Below are 332 nucleotides of genomic sequence, written 5' to 3' on the forward strand. Positions count from 1 at the left end.
GCTTCAGCTGGGCGATCAGGCAGAAATGCTCCAGCGCCTTGACCCGCTGCACGTTGTCCAGCGTGCGGGAGCGGCTGTTGTAGCCGGTCAGCCCCAAGGAAGGCACAAAGCCGTAGACTTCACCGAATTCCAGCTGCCCGAGTTTTCTGACTGCTGCTTCATACATGCGGTTTTCCTGCCAGTCCCAGCATTCGCCGGTGTCTTCGTCGGTTGGCAAGATCGTCCGTGTCCGCGTTTCCCGATTGAGAGGCACAGGTTTTTTGGGGATCGGCATAGGATAGTTTAATACCGGTTTTGCTAGGGACATGCATCGTATTTGGTACTCCAACAAG

Annotated in this window: 1 protein-coding gene; it reads right to left on the reverse strand. The window is 55.7% G+C overall.

What is annotated here, in order from left to right; all coding sequences use genetic code 11:
* Positions 1–307, reverse strand: a 307-nt coding sequence (locus Q5L94_RS13505) for a T6SS immunity protein Tdi1 domain-containing protein (protein ID WP_317498878.1), incomplete at its 3' end; no start/stop codon positions are given.
* Positions 308–332 lie beyond the last annotated feature (25 nt).

This window comes from Idiomarina sp. Sol25, from assembly GCF_033052775.1.
GTDB lineage: Bacteria > Pseudomonadota > Gammaproteobacteria > Enterobacterales > Alteromonadaceae > Idiomarina.